General features: G+C 29.6%; 20 protein-coding genes. 5 read left to right on the top strand and 15 right to left on the bottom strand.

Annotation, left to right across the window (positions count from 1 at the left end; translation table 11 throughout):
* Window positions 1-22: 22 nt before the first annotated feature.
* Genes L8X40_RS05155 through L8X40_RS05185 form a run of 7 tightly spaced genes read right to left on the bottom strand, consistent with a single transcriptional unit; the run spans window position 23 to window position 5928 of the window.
* Window positions 23-562: a hypothetical protein gene (locus tag L8X40_RS05155; protein WP_214100784.1), complete on the bottom strand. Its 540-nt coding sequence runs from the start codon at window positions 560-562 to the stop codon at window positions 23-25.
* Entirely contained in the window at window positions 525-1535 is a 1011-nt protein-coding gene (locus L8X40_RS05160) for a hypothetical protein (protein ID WP_263667475.1), read from the bottom strand. Before L8X40_RS05160 ends, L8X40_RS05155 begins: the two co-directional genes overlap by 38 nt.
* Entirely contained in the window at window positions 1525-2397 is an 873-nt protein-coding gene (gene era / locus L8X40_RS05165; RefSeq protein WP_214127150.1) for a GTPase Era, read from the bottom strand. The genes L8X40_RS05160 and era overlap by 11 nt, the downstream gene beginning before the upstream one ends.
* Window positions 2394-3713, bottom strand: coding sequence for an ATP-dependent protease ATPase subunit HslU (hslU, locus tag L8X40_RS05170; protein ID WP_039641445.1), 1320 nt, complete (start codon window positions 3711-3713; stop codon window positions 2394-2396). Before hslU ends, era begins: the two co-directional genes overlap by 4 nt.
* Window positions 3710-4252 (bottom strand): ATP-dependent protease subunit HslV, encoded by a 543-nt coding sequence (gene hslV, locus L8X40_RS05175; RefSeq protein WP_263667476.1) that lies wholly within the window; start codon window positions 4250-4252, stop codon window positions 3710-3712. Before hslV ends, hslU begins: the two co-directional genes overlap by 4 nt.
* Window positions 4252-4695, bottom strand: a complete 444-nt coding sequence (gene rplI / locus L8X40_RS05180) for a 50S ribosomal protein L9 (protein ID WP_039618280.1) — start codon at window positions 4693-4695, stop codon at window positions 4252-4254. The genes hslV and rplI overlap by 1 nt, the downstream gene beginning before the upstream one ends.
* Before the next feature lie 12 nt (window positions 4696-4707).
* The gene (locus L8X40_RS05185; RefSeq protein WP_039628318.1) at window positions 4708-5928 is read right to left on the bottom strand and encodes an argininosuccinate synthase; all 1221 of its coding nucleotides are present in this window, start codon (window positions 5926-5928) and stop codon (window positions 4708-4710) included.
* A gap of 113 nt (window positions 5929-6041) precedes the next feature.
* On the opposite strand from L8X40_RS05185, the gene L8X40_RS05190 reads away from it, so the two are divergent.
* The 5 genes from L8X40_RS05190 to L8X40_RS05210 are packed head-to-tail and all read left to right on the top strand — an operon-like array spanning window position 6042 to window position 9283.
* Window positions 6042-6290 (top strand): RNA-binding S4 domain-containing protein, encoded by a 249-nt coding sequence (locus L8X40_RS05190; RefSeq protein ID WP_039618276.1) that lies wholly within the window; start codon window positions 6042-6044, stop codon window positions 6288-6290.
* The gene (tsaE, locus tag L8X40_RS05195; protein WP_087700594.1) at window positions 6287-6694 is read left to right on the top strand and encodes a tRNA (adenosine(37)-N6)-threonylcarbamoyltransferase complex ATPase subunit type 1 TsaE; all 408 of its coding nucleotides are present in this window, start codon (window positions 6287-6289) and stop codon (window positions 6692-6694) included. Before L8X40_RS05190 ends, tsaE begins: the two co-directional genes overlap by 4 nt.
* The gene (lptB, locus tag L8X40_RS05200) at window positions 6687-7412 is read left to right on the top strand and encodes an LPS export ABC transporter ATP-binding protein (protein ID WP_039618272.1); all 726 of its coding nucleotides are present in this window, start codon (window positions 6687-6689) and stop codon (window positions 7410-7412) included. The genes tsaE and lptB overlap by 8 nt, the downstream gene beginning before the upstream one ends.
* Entirely contained in the window at window positions 7412-8659 is a 1248-nt protein-coding gene (locus tag L8X40_RS05205) for an RNA polymerase factor sigma-54 (RefSeq protein WP_039641436.1), read from the top strand. Before lptB ends, L8X40_RS05205 begins: the two co-directional genes overlap by 1 nt.
* Window positions 8660-8665: 6 nt before the next feature.
* Window positions 8666-9283 carry a YggS family pyridoxal phosphate-dependent enzyme gene (locus L8X40_RS05210; protein ID WP_039628315.1) on the top strand — a complete coding sequence of 206 codons (618 nt, stop codon included), beginning with the start codon at window positions 8666-8668 and terminating at the stop codon, window positions 9281-9283.
* On the opposite strand, the gene murG is transcribed toward L8X40_RS05210, so the two are convergent.
* The 8 genes from murG to flgA are packed head-to-tail and all read right to left on the bottom strand — an operon-like array spanning window position 9276 to window position 16248.
* Window positions 9276-10307, bottom strand: a complete 1032-nt coding sequence (gene murG / locus L8X40_RS05215; RefSeq protein WP_039628314.1) for an undecaprenyldiphospho-muramoylpentapeptide beta-N-acetylglucosaminyltransferase — start codon at window positions 10305-10307, stop codon at window positions 9276-9278. The genes L8X40_RS05210 and murG overlap by 8 nt on opposite strands.
* On the bottom strand, window positions 10304-10909 hold the full coding sequence (gene cysE, locus L8X40_RS05220) for a serine O-acetyltransferase (protein ID WP_214135977.1): 606 nt from the start codon (window positions 10907-10909) through the stop codon (window positions 10304-10306). The genes murG and cysE overlap by 4 nt, the downstream gene beginning before the upstream one ends.
* On the bottom strand, window positions 10906-12735 hold the full coding sequence (gene speA / locus L8X40_RS05225; RefSeq protein WP_039628312.1) for a biosynthetic arginine decarboxylase: 1830 nt from the start codon (window positions 12733-12735) through the stop codon (window positions 10906-10908). The genes cysE and speA overlap by 4 nt, the downstream gene beginning before the upstream one ends.
* Window positions 12732-13958, bottom strand: a complete 1227-nt coding sequence (hisS, locus tag L8X40_RS05230) for a histidine--tRNA ligase (RefSeq protein ID WP_263667477.1) — start codon at window positions 13956-13958, stop codon at window positions 12732-12734. Before hisS ends, speA begins: the two co-directional genes overlap by 4 nt.
* Entirely contained in the window at window positions 13951-14535 is a 585-nt protein-coding gene (gene tmk, locus L8X40_RS05235) for a dTMP kinase (protein ID WP_039618258.1), read from the bottom strand. Before tmk ends, hisS begins: the two co-directional genes overlap by 8 nt.
* Entirely contained in the window at window positions 14526-15005 is a 480-nt protein-coding gene (gene coaD / locus L8X40_RS05240; protein ID WP_039628309.1) for a pantetheine-phosphate adenylyltransferase, read from the bottom strand. The genes tmk and coaD overlap by 10 nt, the downstream gene beginning before the upstream one ends.
* Window positions 15005-15583, bottom strand: a complete 579-nt coding sequence (locus L8X40_RS05245) for a UbiX family flavin prenyltransferase (RefSeq protein WP_263667478.1) — start codon at window positions 15581-15583, stop codon at window positions 15005-15007. Before L8X40_RS05245 ends, coaD begins: the two co-directional genes overlap by 1 nt.
* Complete coding sequence (gene flgA, locus L8X40_RS05250; protein WP_263667479.1) at window positions 15580-16248, bottom strand: flagellar basal body P-ring formation chaperone FlgA; 669 nt, start codon at window positions 16246-16248, stop codon at window positions 15580-15582. Before flgA ends, L8X40_RS05245 begins: the two co-directional genes overlap by 4 nt.
* Window positions 16249-16297 lie beyond the last annotated feature (49 nt).

Genomic DNA, 16297 nt, shown 5'->3' on the forward strand with positions numbered 1-16297 from the left:
AATTCTACCAAAAAAATCATTTTTATACTAGAGTAAAGATAAGATTTAATGTAATTTTTAATTCATTTTCATATTTTGCAAGCTCTAAATTTTTAACTTTTATATAAGGATCTAGTTCTTGTAAAAATTGCATTAAAAAATAAAAATCACTAATAAAACTCAATTTTAATTCATAATAAGCAAAATATTCATCTTGACTTTTATAACTTTGAATTTGCAAAGACCTTGCTTTAGTAAGATTTTTTTCAATATCTTTTAAAATGCTTTGATAATCTTTATCTAAACTCAAGAATGACGGCTCATTATAAGATATATTTTCATCTTTTTTTAAATCAGAAATCATTTCTTGTTTTTGCTCGTATTTTACTTGTAAAATATATAGCTCATCTTTTGACAACCTCATTTGCTTTTCAAAATAATCAAAAACACTCATATAAATCATGAAAAAACCAAAAACAAAAGCAACCATCAAAGCTAATGCAAATTCACGCTCAGATAACTTAGCAAAGATATTTTCTAAATTTTTATAAAGATTTTTCAAAAACAAGAGTGATTTTTCCATGATTAATTTCTTTATTTTTTAAAACAAAATGATGTTTTTTAAAATCTTCATAAAATTCATAGTCATTTTTAAGCTCTATAATAAAATCATTATTTTTAACATGTAAAGCCTCTATATAGGCTTGATGAGAATTTAAAACTCTTAAAAAATCATAAAAATCTTTATAACAAAGTGCATTCGCATAAAATTTTTGTAACAAATCAACCTTTAACTCATTTTCTTCTTGTAGTTTTTTAAACTCTTGATTTTGCTTTTGATTTATTTTTACCTGTTCTAAAATATCATCTTGCTTTTTTATTAAATTTTCATATTTTGTTTTCTCATTTTCATAAAATGATCTTTGTGTATATAAATACAAGGGATAAACTAAAGCTAATAAAACTCCATAAATAAAAGCCAATAAAATCTTAAAACTAAAAGATTTCAAATGATTTATTTTTTCTTTGTTGGTAAAATTAATCTTGACTTGATCGCATTTTTTTAACAATTTTTGATAAAAAATATTACTATTAAATTTATCAAAACTGCTAAGATTTTGAGTATCATCTATGCTTATAATGTGCTTATAGGTATTTTTTAATTTTTCTTCATATATTTTATCATAAACATTTAAAGGTATAACTTTACAATTTTGAAAATCACACCCCAAATACTCCACTAAAACTATGTATTTTTCCTTAAACAATAATACAAGATTTTCACCATTTGTATTATTTTTAAAATACACTTCAAAAAGTAAGGGTTCTGGGATTATATAATCAATATCTAGAATATCTTCATACTTGCACAAAAACACATGAGTAAAAGATTTATCTTGAAAATACTTTAGCTTATAAGAAAAATCATCTTTAAGACCAAGCTCTTCAAAGCTCTTTTTTAAAATTTCATCTTCACTAATAGGATTTACAAAATTAATATATAAAAGCTTTTCATAAGCAAGAAAATCTTTTAGAATAGTTTTCTTACTCATCATAAAGGATTTTCTTAAGGTTTTGCTCGTTTTTGTGCCAATTTTTCTCAAGTTGAACGAATAATTTTAGCATTACCTTTTTTTGTGCTAATTTTTCTATTTTAACCCTAGCTTCTTTACCTATACGCTTAATTGTAGTACCATCTTTACCCAGTATCATTCCTTTGTGAGAATTACTATCTGTAATGATAATGGCATTGATATAATAAATTTGCTCTAGTTCTTTAATTTTTTCTATTTTTACTTCAGTGCTATAAGGAATTTCATCACTTAAATTTTCATATATAGCTTCTAAGATAAAATCTCTATAAATGTCCTTTTCATTTGTTGTAGTAATAAACTCAGGATCAAAATAATACGGATGTTCAGGCAAATACTTAATCATCTCATCTAAAAGAATTTTTTTATAAAATTTTTGCTTTGCAGAATAGGGGATAATAGCACTAAAATGTGAGCTAAACTGAGAATACTCGCTTAATTTTTTAAGCAAAACTTCTTTTTTTACTAAATCAACCTTATTGATTAATACAATATGCGGTACTTTAGGGTTTAAACTTAAAAAATTTTCATAATCTTTAATATCATCATAAATACTAGCTACAAATAAAATCACATCACAATCAGCAATGCTTTTAATCGCTAAATCAATCATAAGCTGATTCATAGCCTTAGAGCTTGCATGCAAACCTGGTGTATCTATAAAAATAAGTTGATGATTTTCATGCATTATAATCGCATTAATCTTTCTTCTTGTGGCATTTTGCTTATGAGAAACCATAGCCACTTTTTCTTCTAATAAAGAATTAAGGATAGAACTTTTTCCCGCATTAGTTCTACCCACTATGCTTATAAAGCCACTTTTCACAAGATATACCTAGCTAAATCTTTATTTTCTATGATATCTCCAAGTTTAACTTGTACTTTAAAATCATCTACTTTATATACTTTACCTGCGTATTCATCTGCTTCAAAACTAATATCTTCTAAAAGTTTTTCCACTACTGTATGCAAGCGTCTTGCGCCAATATCTTGCATTTCTTCATTAGCCTTGCTTGCTATTTTTGCTATTTCTCTAATAGCCTCATCTTCAAAAACAAGTTCTACATTTTCAGTTTTTAAAAGCTCAATGTATTGTGTTAGTAATGAATTTTTAGGTCTTGTTAAAATAGCATATAAAGCATCCTCATCTAATGAATCAAGCTCAACTCTTAATGGAAAACGCCCTTGAAGTTCAGGGATTAAATCACTTGGTTTGCTTAGATGAAAAGCACCTGCTGCAATAAATAAAATATGATCAGTTTTTAAAGGACCAAATTTAGTTTGTATAGTGCTACCTTCAACTATAGGAAGCAAATCTCTTTGCACTCCTTCTTTGCTTGGATCTTGGCGGTTTGAATTGGAGCTTGAAACTGCTACTTTATCTATCTCATCGATAAAAATAATACCTTCATTTTCAGCTCTTCTTAAAGCCTCGCCTTTAATACTTTCCATATCAAGAATTTTCTCACTTGCTTCTTGAGCTAGAGCTATTCTTGCATCTTTTACCTTCATTTCTTTTTTAACTTTTTTATTACCCACACCAATAACTTTTACTATATCTTGCATAGCACCCATTTCAGGTGGTAAATTTGGATTAGTATCAAATACACTTTGTGAAATTTCAACTTCTATTGTGCTATCATCTAAATCACCAGCTTTTAATTTCACGCGCATTTTTTCTAAAGAATTTTGATACTCTTCTTGTTTTTCTTCACTAACACCCTTTGGTAAAGGCGGTAAAAGTTTTTCTAAAATCTTATTTTCTATAAATTCATTAATCTTTTCTTTGTTTTTTTCTTTTTCTTCATTTTTTACTAAATTTAAAGCAGCATTAGCTAAATCTCTAACCATGCTTTCTACATCACGCCCAACAAAACCAACTTCAGTATATTTACTTGCTTCAACTTTTACAAAAGGAAGTCCCATCATCTTAGCAAGGCGTCTTGCAATCTCTGTTTTACCAACCCCAGTTGATCCTATCATTAAAATATTTTTTGGCATGATATCATCTTGAAGTTCAGGGCTAAGCTGCATTCTTCTATAACGATTTCTTAAAGCAATTGCTATGATTTTTTTGGCATTTTTTTGCCCAATTACATAATCATCTAAAAATTTTACAATCTCTTTTGGAGTTAAATTCATTTATCATCCTCAATTACATAAGTTTTAATATTTGTATTAGTATAAATGCAAATTTCACCAGCTATTTGCAAACTTTCTTTGACTAATTCTTCTTCATCTAAACTTGAGTGTTTAGCTAAAGCTCTTGCTGCAGAAAGTGCATAATTACCCCCACTACCAATAGCAGCTATAGCACCATCTTCAGGCTCAACTACATCTCCAGTTCCTGAAAGTAAAAATATATGATCTCTATCTAATACTAGCATCATTGCTTCAAGTTTTCTTAGGTATTTATCCTTACGCCATTCTTTTGAAAAATCTATCGCAGCTTTTAACAAATCACCCTTAGAACTAGAAAGTAATTTCTCAAATATATCAAAAAGATTAAAAGCATCAGCAGTGCTTCCTGCAAAACCTGCTAATACTTTTCCATTGTTTAATTTTCTAATTTTAACTGCATTATTTTTTAAAACAGTATTTCCAAAACTTACTTGTCCATCTCCACCAATTACAGACTTATTTTTGCCTTTATAAGCTAAAATTGTAGTTGCGTGAAACATTATTCTCCTTTAACTTCTAGCTTAAATACAGCATGAATTGCATGGCCTAATTTTGCTGAAATTTCATGCACGCCAAGTTCTTTTATAGTATCACATTCTAAGCTTTTTTTATCAAGCTCTATACCTTTTTGATCCTTTAGTGCATGAGCGATTTCATCTTTAGTAACCCCGCCAAACAAACTTCCATTAGCTCCCACAGGCTTAGCTATGCAAATAGTAATTTTAGATAATTCTTCTTTCAATTTTTCCAAATTTGCAAGCTCAAATCTTAAATTTTCAGCCTTTTTCTTTTGCTCTGCTTCATATTGTTTTAAAACCTCATGCGTAGCAGCTTTAGCAAAGCCTTTAGCAATTAAAAAATTTTGTCCATATCCATCTTTTACTTCTTTTACTTCTCCTGCTTTTCCTAAGCTTTTTACATCTTTAATCAATAATACTTTCATTGTTTTCCTTTTTTAAAATTTTCTTCCATTTTTACCTGCGATGATAAATCTCAAAGCATTTAATCTTATAAAGCCTGCTGCATCTTTTTGATCATACACAGCATCTTCTTCAAAAGTACAATAAGCCTCACTAAATAAACTATCATTTGCACTTTCTCTGCCTATTACCATTACATTGCCTTTGTACAATTCAAGTTTAACTTTACCATTTACATATTTTTGTGACTCATCAATTAAGGCTTGAAGCATTAATCTTTCAGGCGAGAACCAATAGCCATTGTAAATTAAACTTGCATATTTTGGCATTAATTCATCTTTTAAATGTGCTGCTTCTCTATCAAGAGTGATACTTTCTATAGCACGGTGTGCTTTTAAAAGTATACTTCCACCCGGAGTTTCATAACAACCTCTACTTTTCATACCCACATAGCGATTTTCAACAATATCAAGACGACCTATACCATGTTTTGCGCCAAGTTCATTTAGCTTTGCTAAAAGCTGCGCAGGAGACATTTTTTCTCCATTAATAGCACATAAATCGCCTTTACTAAACTCAAGCTCTATCACTTCACTTTCATTTGGAGTTTCTTTTAAATCTTTCACCCAGCGCCACATATCTGCTTCGGGTTTAGCCGCAGGATCTTCAAGCACCAAACCCTCATAAGAAATATGCAATAAATTTGCATCCATAGAATAAGGTGATTTACCTGGTTTTTTAGCTATATCAATACCATGTTTTTGCGCATAAGCTAAGAGTTTTTCACGGCTATTTAAATCCCATTCTCTCCAAGGAGCAATGATGGCTAAATTTGGATTTAGCGCCAAAGCACCTAATTCAAAACGCACTTGATCATTTCCTTTACCAGTTGCTCCATGACTAATAGCATCTGCTTTTGTTTTATTTGCTATTTCTACTAAAGCTTTTGCTATCAAAGGTCTTGCTATACTTGTACCTAGTAAATATTCTCCCTCATAAATAGCATTTGCTCTAAACATAGGAAATACATAATCTTTTACAAATTCATCTTTTAAATCTTGAATAAAAATATTTTCTTCTTTTACACCCAAAGAAAGTGCTTTTTTTCTAGCAGGCTCAAGCTCTTCACCTTGTCCAATATCTGCTGTGAAAGTTACCACTTCACATTTATACTCATCTTGTAACCATTTTAAAATTATACTTGTATCAAGTCCACCAGAATATGCTAAAACCACTTTTTTGATATCTTTTTTCATTGTCTTTCCTCTTTGTAAAAATAATTTTAAAATTTAACGAATTTAGCTTAATATAATGTAAAATATTTAGACATTTTATAACATTTTCTTGTATTTTTTGATAAAATATTTTTATGAGAATAGATAAGTTTTTAAATGTAGTTAATATTACTAAGCGTCGTGCTATTTCAGAGGATATGTGTAAAAGTGGCGTAGTAAGTATAAACAATCAAGTAGTTAAAGCTAGTAAAGAAGTAAAAATTGGCGATGAAATAAGCATTAAATTTATAGAATATACTAATATCTATAAAGTCTTAGACATACCAACAACCAAAAGCATACCAAAAGCTATGCAAGAAAAATATGTGGTAAAAATTCAATGAAAGAAATGATTTTAAGTCAAAATGAGCTTTATAAGCTTTGTGAAATTTTGCCTAAAAATGGAGTTATTTTGCTTCAAGGGGATTTAGCAAGTGGTAAAACTACTTTGGTGCAAAACTATGCTCAATTTCTTGGAATAGAAAAAACACTTAATTCTCCTACATTTTCTATCATGCAAGAATATGATTTTCAACAAGGTAAAATGTATCATTATGATATTTATCAAGAAGGTTTTAATGGACTTTTAAAAAATGGTTTGATTGAAAATTTTTTTGAAGAGGGTTTGCATTTGGTAGAGTGGGGTGATGAAAAATTAAAAAAATATTTAGATAAATATCAAATTTTTAATATAATTTTACAAATCATTCCTTATGAAAGTAAAAGAAAGTATATAGTACATGAGTAAGCTAGAAGCTAGAAATTTAGAAAAAATCATTAAAAAAACTAAAATCATACACGATGTTTCACTAGAAGTACAAAGCGGGGAAGTAGTAGGACTTTTAGGGCCTAATGGGGCAGGAAAAACTACAAGTTTTTATATGATATGTGGGCTTATTTTACCAACAAGCGGACAGGTGTTTTTAGACTCACAAGATATCACAAAAGAACCACTTAATAAAAGAGCAAAGCTTGGCATTGGGTATTTACCTCAAGAAAGTAGTGTTTTTAAAGACTTAAGCGTAGAAGAAAATTTACTTTTAGCCGCCCAAGTAATATATAAGGATAAAAATTTATTAGAACAAAAGATAGAACAAATGCTAGAATTACTTAGCATAGAGCCTATTAGGCACAGAAAAGGTATGAGTTTAAGTGGGGGTGAAAGAAGGCGTTGTGAAATCGCAAGATCGCTTATGTGTGATCCTAAATTTTTACTTTTAGATGAACCATTTGCTGGGGTTGATCCTATCGCAGTGAGTGAAATTCAAAGCTTGATTAATGATTTAAAGGCTATGAACATAGGTGTTTTAATCACCGATCATAATGTAAGAGAAACTCTAGCAATTTGCGATAGAGCTTATGTGATTAGAAGCGGAAGGTTGCTAGCTAGTGGCAATGCTAATGAAATTGCACATAATGAAGATGTTAAAAAATACTATCTTGGAAGTGAGTTTAGACTTGAATAATGCTTAAACAAAAAACCTCTATAACGCAAAAAGCAAAACTATCACAAACCTTAAGATCTTGGCTTCCTATATTGCAAGCTAATATTGAAGATCTAAAAGAAAGCTTAGATGAATTTGCTAAAGAAAATCCTTTTATAGAGATCAAAGAAAACTCAAGTATTACAAACAATCAAAACAAGTATTATCAAGAATATTTTAGTAAAAATACCACCACGCAAATGATTGATGCAAAAAGCTTAGAAGTAAAAAATGTGTATGAACTTTTAAGCGAGCAAATCATACCACCATTTTTTCCTACTAAAAAATCCCAAACTATTGCTGAAAAAATCATAGAATGTTTAAACCATGAAGGTTATTTTGAATATGATGAGGAAATTTTAGGTGAATTTGATCCTTTAGAAGTGGAAAAAATCAGGCAAAGATTTAAATACCTTGATCCCGTTGGAGTAGGGGCAAAAGACAATCAAGAAGCTTTTATTTTTGCATTAGAGCATTTTGACTTAGATGATGAGCTTTATGAGTTTTGCAAAATGTTGATTTTAAATTTAGAAAATGCAAAAGATTTTATCAAAGATCCTTTGTATAAAAAGGCTATAGCGATAATTAAAAAAATCTCTATTCCGCCTTTTTTAGAATATTTTGAAGAGAGTATGGAAATCATTCCTGATATATTTATTTATCAAGAAAATGGTGAAATTAAAATTAAAATTAATGATGATTATTACCCTGAAATTGCTTTTGAAGCAGATGGTTTAGATCATGAGTTTTTAAGTGCTTATTTAAAAGATGCTAAAAATTTAATCGATGCATTAGCTATGCGTAAAGCTACCCTTTATAAACTAGGGCTTATGATTATAGAATATCAATATGATTTTTTCATGGGCGGGGATATCAAACCTATGCAGCTTAAAGACTTAGCGCAAGATCTTGAAAGAAATGCTTCTACCATCTCAAGAGCAATTGCAAATAAATACTTAAGTTGTGACAGAGGCTTAATACCCTTAAAGTCTTTCTTTACTACTGCAGTGGATGATGGTGAAACTTCTAATGCAACTATTAAAGATTTTCTTAGTAATTTAATAAAAAAAGAAAATCCTAAAAAGCCTTTGAGTGATTTGAAAATTCTTGAACTTACTCAAAAAGAATTCCCAAGTGTACAACTAGGGCGTAGAACTATCACAAAATATCGTATGCAACTTGGCATAGGAAGCTCAAGTGAGCGTAAAAAATTATATGAATTGATGTAGGAAAAGATGAATTTAGAAAGTATTTTTGAAAAAACCATAAAACAAAATGTGCGTTTAGTAGCAGCTAGCAAGTATGTTCAAGATGAACAAATTCGAGAGCTTTTTAAGCAAGGTGTTGTAGAGTTTGGAGAAAATCAAGTCCAAGCTTTAGCTTTAAAAAAAGAAAAACTTCAAGACTTAGAAATCAAATGGCATTTTATAGGCAATCTTCAAAGTAATAAAATCAATCTTTTAATCAAACAAAACCCATTGCTTTGGCAATCTTGCAATGGTTTAAAAAGCGCCAAAGCTGTAGATAAAAGACTTAATTATAAATTAGATACTTTATTAGAAATAAATACTGCCAATGAAAGTTCTAAAAGTGGCATAGAGCAAAATAAGGCCATAGAAGAGTATTTGCAAATACAAGAAGAGTGTAAAAAATTAAATCTAGTAGGCATTATGTGTATAGGCTCTATGGATGAGGAAAAAGTTCAAGAAAGTTTTGAACAAACTTTTAAAATCTATGAAATTTTACAAAAACACGGGGCAAAAATTTGCTCTATGGGTATGAGTGGGGATTTTGAACTAGCTATAAAATGTGGCTCAAATATGGTGCGTTTGGGGAGTATTTTATTTAAATAAACCCCATTTGTTTTGCCTTTTCTATCATAAAATCTGCACCATTTTCACTTTTTAATTCTTGTAAGTCTAAAGATTTTTCTTCTAATGAGAAATTTTCCACTAAGTTTAAAAATTTATGTTTTTCTTCTTGGGTTAAAATTTCACATAAATTACGCTCTTTTAAATACAAAGCATTAAAATACTGATGATTTTTAGCTGCATAGGGATAAGGTATGAAAATACAAGGAAGTAAATTTGCACTAAGCTCAAAAAGACTACTTGCACCTGATCTTGATATGGCTAAATCTGCTTTAGAAATTTTATCTATAATGTTTTTATCAAAGTCAAAAAGATCTGCATTGACATTTAAATCCTCATAAGCTTTTTTACATCTTTCATAATCATTCTTACCACATTGATGAATGATATTTATGCCTTTTTCTTTAAAATATAAAGCATTTTCTAAAGCAAGATCGTTTATAAATTTAGCCCCTTGAGAGCCGCCAAGAAAAATAATATTTTTTAATTCTTTTCTCACTCTTGCTTTTTGAGAAAAAATTTCATTAATAGGATAAGGACAAAAGAAAGTATTTGCTTTGTTAATTTGATCATCAAAAGCAGTAAAAAAAGCTTTAGAAAAAGGCTTTAAAAGTGAATTTAAACTTCCCATTTTTGAATTTTGCTCATGGATTAAAAGCGGGATATTTGCCATTAAAGCACCAAAAGCACCTGGAGCACTGCTATATCCACCCACACTAAAAACTGCTTTAATATTATGTTCTTTTAAAATTTGTTTTGTTTTTCTTGCAAGTTTTATAATATGCAAAAACGATTGAACCTTAGCTAAGCCTTTTTTATTAACAACGCCTTGAGAGCTTAGAAAATATTTTTTATAAAAGCCATTTTCATTTTCAAACCAAAGTCTATCTTGGCCATTTTCACTTCCTATATAAATGCATTCTATACCTTGTTTTCTTGCACTTTGCAATAAACATCTAGCTATAGCTAAATGCCCTCCTGTACCTCCACCTGTAATTGCTATCATTTATCCTCTTTATTTAGCTTTTCTTCTAAAATAGCAAGCCTTGCTTCTAATTTAGCGATTTTTTCTTTATAATCAATCTTGCCATGTTCTTTAATATAAGCAGGTATGCCAATAGCTGTTAAATTTGCCTCAACATCTTTTAATACAACTGCATTTGAGCCTATTTTTGCATTTTTACCTATGGTAATATTGCCTAAAATTTTAGCACCAGAGCCTATTACTACGCCATCTTCTATAGTGGGATGTCTTTTGGTATTTTTATCCAAACTCGTTCCACCCAAAGTAACACCTTGATAAATCAAAACATCATTACCTATAATAGAAGTCTCGCCAATCACAACCCCACTTGCATGATCTATAAATATCCTTCTACCCAAATGCGCCCCAGGGTGTAAATCAACTCCGGTAAAAAACTGCGAAATTCCACTAATCATTCTTGCTATTTTTTTAAAACCTTTTTGGTAAAAAAAATGTGCAAAACGATAATTTACCACAGCCCAAACACCAGGATAGTTAAAAACTAATTCCACCCAAGATCTATATGCAGGATCTTTTTGTTTTGGCATAGAAAAATCTTCTTTGATTAGTTTAAAAATACTCATTTAGAACCTATGCTTTTTAAATATCCATTATCATTTAAGAATAAATAAATTTCACCCAAAATATGCTTTTTTTGATTTTCATTAACAAGTTTTGAAGCATAAATTTTTTCATTAATATTATCCATAATTGCATGAATATCATAGTCAAGATCTTCTAAGGTATCTAAAATAGATTGAGCCTCTAGTACGCTTTCTACTTCAAAACCCTTTTCATTGATACTTATACAAGCTTCGGTTGGATGTGTAAAAAGGTTATGCTTCATACCAAGGACTTCTTGATAAGCTCCCACTAGGAAAAATCCCAAAAAATAATCTTCAGCTTCTACATCAATATCATGCAAAAACAAAGGATTATCTTTAGAATAAGAAATTTCTCCATCACTATCGCAAGTTATATCCCATATGCTTGCGCTTCTTGTAGGTTTTTTATTAAGTCTATCAAGTGGCATGATAGGGAAATTTTGCTCTAAACCCCAAAAATCAGGTAAAGACTGAAATACTGAAAAATTCACTAAATATTTTTCTTGTACTTCATTTTGTAAACTTGATAAATCAGCTTGATCACCCACTAAAGAAATAGCTTTTCTCATAATCAAATGCACTAAAATTTCACTATTAGAGCGATCTTGCAAATCTACATAACCCAAATCAAACAAGGTTAAAATACTCTCCATATGATCAATACTATCATGTAAATACTCAAGCGCATTAGAGGCTTTAATGTTTTTATACAAATCATAAAGTTCATCAATAAGTTTTGGATTTTTATCTTTTAACAAAAGCTTGCTTTCTGTGTATTCTTGAGAAAAAAGCTCTAAAACAGGCGCTACTAAAACAGCATGATTAGCCGCTACAAAACGCCCACTTTCTATAAAAATATCAGGCTCTAAGTCTTTTTTTTGTTCTGCTATGCTTTTTAAAATAAACACAACATCGTTTGCATACTCACTTAAGGTGTAATTTCTGCTTGTTTCGTTTTTAAACTGAGAGTATTCTACTGCTAAACCCCCGCCAAGATTAATAGCTTTTAAATTTTTTGCACCCATTTTTCTAAGCTCAGTGTAGATATTACCCGCTTCATTTAAAGCTTTTTTCAAAGGATGAATTTCAGTAATTTGTGAGCCTAAATGAAAATGTATCATAGTAAATTGATCTAAAAGCTTATTAGCTTTTAAAAGATTTACTGCTTCAATAAGCTCAGTGGATGTTAAACCAAATTTTGAATTTATACCACCACTTTTTGCCCAAATTCCTACTCCAGCTGAATGCAAGCGCACCCTTAAGCCTATATTTGGCTTTGGTTTAAAACGATTTTTAGCAATTTCAATCATTGCTTCAAGCTCATTAAGCCCTTCCATAGTTAAAGTAATATTATGACCCATTTCACACGCTATAAAGCCCATATTTATGAGTTCTTTATCTTTAAAGCCATTAACTGTTATAGGAGCGCCTTCATTATTATAAGCCATAGCTAGTAAAAGCTCGGCCTTGCTTCCTGCTTCTAAACCATAGTTATATTCTTTACCTAGATTAACTAAATTTTTTACAAAACCTGGGTATTGATTGACTTTTAAAGGATACACAGCATTAAAAGAACCTTTATAGTTAAATTCTTTTTTTGCTTTGGCAAATTTATTATAAATTTGCTCAATTTGCTTATGGATTAAATGGGGAAAACGAAGCAATAATGGCCCCTTATAACCATCATCACGCAAAGTATTTACTATATCTATAATAGCAGGTTTTTTACCATGATTTACACATACTTTACCATTTTCGATAATAAAATTATTCGCACCCCAAATATTAATACCATAATCAATCATAACTCATTCTCCAAATTTGCTAATTTTATATTTTTATTTTCTTTACTATCTAAATTTTTATAAAAAATCTCTTCTTTTTGCATTTCATCTTCACCTATACATAAAAAGATTTTAGCATTAGTATTATCTGCTTGATTTAAATGCTTTGCAAGTTTTTTTGCTTCATAACTTAAATACACTTTATGTTTTTTTCTTAAAGTATTTGCTAATTTAAAAATAGTATCTATAAAAGCTTCATCCATAGCACAAAGATAAATTCCTTCTCTAGCTTTTACGCTTTGTTTTTGCTCTAAAATAGCCATAATCCTTTCTATACCCATAGCAAAACCCACACCATAGCCACTTTTACCATCTAAGTATTCAATCAATCTATCATATCTTCCACCACCTGCCACAGCAGCCTTTGCACCGATTTCATCACTAACAAACTCAAATGCACTTTTAGAATAATAATCAAGCCCGCGCACTAATTTCTCATCACACTCAAACTCAACATCATTTTCTTTTAAAAGTTTTTGTAATTTTTCATAATCTTTTTTACAACATGAGCATAAATTTTCACTTAGTTTTGGCGCATTTTCGATTAAACTTTGACAATGATCATTTTTACAATCAAGCACTCTAATAGGGTTTAAGTCTTTTCTTCTTAAACAATCTTCACAAAAACCTTCTTTAGAATTTAAAAAAGCTATGAGTTTTTCTTTATATATACCCATACATTCTTTGCAGCCTAAAGAATTAATTTTCAAACTTGTATGAATTTCTAAGCGTTTAAAAATTTCATTTAGCATTAAAATAATACTCGCATCCTCATATACACTTGCTATACCAAAGCTTTCTACACCAAATTGATGAAATTCACGCAATCTTCCTTTTTGCGGCCTTTCATAGCGAAACATAGAGCCATGATAAAACCATCTTTTAACACTTTGAGCCTTATCCATTTTAGCTTCTATGTATGATCTTACCACTCCAGCTGTCCCTTCAGGCCTCAAACACACATCATTGCCTGCTTTATCAACAAATTCATACATTTCTTTACCAACTATATCTGAGCTTTCCCCAACACTTCTTTTAAAAAGCTTAGTAAGTTCTAAATGCGGACAATTAATAAAAGTAAAACCATAGTTTTTAGCCACTTCTTCACAAGTTTTAACTACTCTTTCATAAAGAATAGCTTGATCATCTTGTAAATCTTTCATTCCTTTTAAAGCATTAATCATCTATAAATTCCTTAATCTTTTCATGTAAATTTTCAATACTCAAAGAAGCATCTAATTTTAAAATTTTTATATCTATTTTAGTTTTTAAAAACTCTAAAGTTTCTTCTAAAGCTTTTTGTATATTTAAAAAATATTCAATCCCTCTTTTTTCAATACTATCTAAATCTTTTTTAGAAAGTCTTTGCTCAATAAGCTCTTTAGAACCATGCAAAAACACAACCTTTTGTGGAAAAACTCCACCTGTGGCAAAAGAATTTAACTCAAATAAAATATTTTGATCAAAATCACATCTTGCATAAGCCATATTAGAAATAAAACTACGATCTGAAATGATAAGTTTGTTTTTATTATGCGCTAAATGCATGTCGATTAAATTTGCTCTATCTGCCAAAAAAAGCAAAAGCTCAGCCTTTTTAGAAAATTGCATTTTACTTTCTAATAAAATTTTTCTCAAATGCACCCCAAGCTCACTTCCACCTGGTTCTTTGGTAAAAAATGCATTATGAAAATATTTTTTTAAAAGCTCTATTTGCGTGCTTTTGCCTACACAATCAACCCCTTCAAAAGCTATATACAATCTCTCTCCTTTAATAAAGGTATAATTTCTTTTGGCACAAGCTTACTCACATCGCCATTATGCATACAAATTGATCTTACTATGGAGCTTGAAATAAAAGAATTTTTTAAATTTGGCATAAGATATATAGTTTCAAAATCTTCCCAAAGCATGTGATTTGCATAACCAAGTTGTAATTCATACTCAAAATCACTCACCGCTCTTAAGCCTCTTATAATGATATTTATTTGCAAATTTTTAGCAAGATCTACTAGTAAGTTATCAAAAGTTGTAATTTTAACATTTTTTAAGTCTTTTGTAGCAATTTTTACCATTTTTTCTCTATGCTCTAAGCTAAACATAGGCTTTTTACTCTCACTTTTAGCTATGGCAACAACTACTTCTTCAAACATCTTGCTAGCTCGAACGATCACATCTAAATGTCCATTAGTGATAGGATCAAATGTCCCTGGGTATATACAACTAGCCATTATTGCCACCTTTGATATAAATTATGCTCAATATTTGCTAGATCAAGCCATTTTCCTATGATAAATTCATATAACTTTTCTAAATTATCAACCTTAGCATAACTTGCTATTACAGGAGGAGCAATGATAACTCCATAGCTAGAAAGTTTAGCCATTTGTTCTAAATTTAAAGTAGAATAGGGCATTTCCCTTACCCCAAGTACGAGTTTTTTGCGTTCTTTTAAAGCCACTCCTGCAGCTCTTGTAAGTAAAGTATCATTTATACCACAAGCAATTTTTGCCAAAGTATTAATCGAGCAAGGCGTGATAAAAGTCGTTTCTATACCAAAAGATCCACTTGCAACGCATTGACTAATGTCTTCATTATCTAAAAAATTTACATGCTCAAGTTCAAATTTATCTTTTATATATTGTAAAAAATCTATATTTTCTAAAAGAGAATTTTCTTTTGCAAAGCTTATTTTTGCATTTTTACTCACAATGGCATAAATTTGTCCTTTTTCTTTTAAATGTTTTAATAATAAAAAACCAAGTTCACAAGAACTAGCCCCGCTAATACCTACTAAAATTTTTCTCATTTTAGCTCCACATAATTTTTACTAATAACTTTACCATGCACGACTTTTCCATCTTTGTTTTTAAGGCGAATTCTTTGGTTTAAATTCCCGCTTTGCAAGGCTTTTAATTCTATTATCATGCTTAAATCCCCATCTTTGATAACCCCATAAACAGAATCATTTCTTTGTATAAGGGTTTTGGTTTTAAACATATTATATTTTAAAATCATATTTTCTCTTATATTGCTTTTGGCTATTAAATTTGCGATTTCATCTTTTTTTAATACACCTTGAGGAGCTTTATCAAAAGGAATTTTTAAAATTTTAAAACTAGCAGGACTTAAATTTTCATTACGTGCAATAGGGCGCGTGGTTTGCAAAACTTCTAATTTTGCCTTTAAAAAATACTTAAAAAATATATTTTTTTTATATTGCTCTGGAGTTTTAAATTCAGCCTTTACAAAACCATCTGCTCTATCAAAATTATGATTACCCAGCTTTAAAAAAATGTATTGATTAAAATCAGCAGGCAAACTTGATTGAGTATTAAGATCTAAAGAAATGATTTCTAGTTGCGGATAATTTGTCTTAAATTCTTTAATCAAAGCTAATTTTACTTCATCAAAATTCGAAGCAAAACTAAAAGTATAGAAAAATAAAACTAGAATGATTTGCTTAAAAAACAATACAGCAACCTTTTATAAAAATATATTAATCGTATAATACATTAAAAAA

Origin of the sequence: Campylobacter sp. CNRCH_2013_0855 (assembly GCF_025773025.1) — a bacterium.
Lineage (GTDB): Bacteria > Campylobacterota > Campylobacteria > Campylobacterales > Campylobacteraceae > Campylobacter_D > Campylobacter_D jejuni_C.